The following is a 2378-nucleotide window of genomic DNA, read 5'->3' on the forward strand; positions in this document are numbered from 1 at the left end:
ACACAAGAAGTGTATAAGATCCGGATAAATATACGTCAATATATTCGAGTTGATGCCCCTTTTTAGGGGTTTTCTTTTCGTTATTTTTAAGCTGAAATAATTTGATTAAGATTTTTCACAATCTGAAATAAAATGAAAAAACAAGCAAATTATTTCAGATTTTTTTCTGGACTAAAGTGAAAATGAATAACTGAAATATTGTGCTCGTTTACAAAAATGCACGTAAAATAAGTAATATTTTCGATAGATTGAAATAGGGGGTGTGTTAATTGTGAGGCATTCAAGATTTTTATTAATCCTTATGATGATTCATCCATGGTTTTCAATACCACTTTTGGGACGAAGTACAATAAAACGATTTCTTCCAGCAACTATACTTATTGGTTGTGTCGTAAAAATAAATAACATTACTGCTAAAAAACGAAATTGGTGGAAGTTTTATAATAGTATTCATCCTAAAATTTCAGGAGATATTTTTATATTAGGTCCTTACTTAATTTTGTCTTTATGGAGTCTAAAATTAACTTACGGCAAGCCATTATTATATATAATTACCAATGCAATTAGTCATATCTTGTTTGCCTTTTCAGGAATGAAATTATTAAAACGATTAGGAATAGTTTCTTTAGTTCAGATGAAACCAATCCATATGTTAGCGGTTGAAGGCATCAGAGTTATATAAAAGTTGGTTCTTTAAATATAGGGGCTTATGTTAAAGATGGGGTTGCTGACGGGCAGCCATCTTTCTTGTTCAACTAAAGGGGGAGTTTAGTGGAACAATGATTTTCTAAAACTTAAAATGCCCGACCGATTGGGAAGGGCATTTTAAGTTATTTTTCTTTTGCAATTTCTTTTCTATTAGGGGCGAGGGGCGGTTGTTCTAACCATTTATTTTGCACCATAAGATTAAACCATTTTTTAGTAAGCATTAGATTTTGTAGAATGGTGCTTTCGTAAGTAGATACAAGGTCTGTTCGCATTGCAGATGCTAAACCTGCCCCGTGATACGCCTGTGCAGCTTGGAATAAGAAACCAATATGATACAACATTAACTTATCGGAAAAAGGAGAGTTTGTTGAAGTTGTAACTTCAGTTTCCCACGACTTAGGAACTGGTAAATTATCCGTTTGCATAATTTTTGAAAAATCTTTTATTTGTTGATCAGCTATTTTTTCAGCATGCTCTAAAAATTTTCTTACTTCTTTTGTTTGTGAGACTTGACTGAATGCAATTGCAAGAGTTTTTGCCATAATACTTTTTTTTAGGTTGAAAGAAATACTTATCATTTCTGTTGCGGCTAACATTCTACCCTTTCCGAAAATTCCATCTGCGAAATCTTTGCTGGAAACATATTCAGGGTTTTCAGCAGGATAAAATAAAGGGTCTCTCTGAAAATTTCCTTTTTCAAGCAATAAATCAATTGTTTGATGATACATCCTTTTCCCATCGTTATCGCACGAGTCGTAAAAAAACCTTAAGTCCTCTCTGACAGAAACACCTAATGAAGTGGAGTGTCCCAGCAAACCGTGTAAATTCATAATATGTAAATAATTTAAGCAAAAAATGTCAGTGAACAATCTTTCTGTACCTTTATTAAGATCAGATTCAGTAAATCCAATGGGAACTGGAAATTTCTCGTTCTCCAAAAAAGCAACGATTTGTTGCTTTTGCTTTTTGAAAGTCTTGATAGCATCCTCAAAAATTGCTTTTATTGACTCGTCCTCAATAATAGAGACCATATATCTATTTACAATATCAACGGCTGTTCCATTTACATACTCTCCCCATAAAGTTCCTATTTCGGAAGATGTGAGTTTTAATTTATCTTTTTCCATCCTGTCACCTCTTGGATATTATTTACCAATTCACCAAGTGATATGAATTTACTATTGGAATTCACGAAAAAAGGCAAGCACAATTCTATACTCACCTTTATCTACATCAATGCGAATAATGGATTTGCGGAATACTCAAAGCTTTAAGTTAAAGATGGCATTCTTAACAAAGATGTTAATTTGGAGGTTATATTACTGATTAAGAACGCTGCTCTAATACCCATATTAATTAGGGTTGACAAAAAGCTAAAAAGAATGTTCAAAGTAAATCCCTCCACATTGCAGTTTAGTGTTAAAAGATAACACTAAGGTTATTGTTAATCTGAGAAACAAATTTATTCAGTGGAATCCCTAATAAAAAAGTGTTGTTATTGCAAACTTCGATGATTTTAAGTAATAGGAGAAGGTGCTTGTTGAACTACCATGAAAATTTACTTCTGTACCTTCGATAAAAAGGCAATACTAAAGAAGACGCAGCTCATTCATTTTTTAAAAAGGGGAGAGCGTCTAATTCATTGATCTATGGAATTCAGTTGAATAGAT

At 32.5% G+C, this 2378-nt stretch carries 2 protein-coding genes; one reads left to right on the top strand and one right to left on the bottom strand.

What is annotated here, in order from left to right:
• The first annotated feature begins 271 nt into the window (after positions 1–271).
• On the top strand, positions 272–682 hold the full coding sequence (locus M3226_RS31215; RefSeq protein ID WP_251573379.1) for a hypothetical protein: 411 nt from the start codon (positions 272–274) through the stop codon (positions 680–682).
• Between the two features lie 148 nt (positions 683–830).
• On the opposite strand, the gene M3226_RS31220 is transcribed toward M3226_RS31215, so the two are convergent.
• A complete protein-coding gene (locus M3226_RS31220) occupies positions 831–1835 on the bottom strand; it encodes a DUF3231 family protein (RefSeq protein WP_251573381.1) in 1005 nt (334 codons plus the stop codon).
• Positions 1836–2378: the final 543 nt, after the last annotated feature.

Source organism: Neobacillus cucumis (genome assembly GCF_023715505.1).